Source organism: Corallococcus sp. RDP092CA (genome assembly GCF_041903675.1).
In the GTDB taxonomy this organism is placed as follows: Bacteria; Myxococcota; Myxococcia; order Myxococcales; family Myxococcaceae; genus Corallococcus.
The window spans coordinates 1-255 of sequence record NZ_JAYESI010000175.1; the positions used below are offsets into that span (position 1 = coordinate 1).

Below are 255 nucleotides of genomic sequence, written 5' to 3' on the forward strand. Positions count from 1 at the left end.
TGTCCCCGCCCACCTCGCGCACCACCACCGTCGCTTCCGCGATGCCGTCCTGCCCCAGCAGCGCCGCTTCCACTTCTCCCAGCTCGATTCGGAAGCCTCGCACCTTCACCTGGTCGTCCGTGCGCCCCAGGAACTCCAGCGTGCCGTCTTCCCTCCACCTCGCCTTGTCTCCCGTCCGGTACAGCCGCTCTCCCCCCTTCGCGCTGAAGGCATTCGGCACGAAGCGCTCCGCCGTGAGGTCCGCCCGGTTGAGGT

The 255-nt window shown here is 69.0% G+C and carries 1 protein-coding gene; it reads right to left on the minus strand.

What is annotated here, in order from left to right; all coding sequences use genetic code 11:
* Window positions 1–255 (minus strand): hypothetical protein (locus U8525_RS34675; protein WP_374271005.1); only part of this gene is annotated, 255 nt, incomplete at both ends.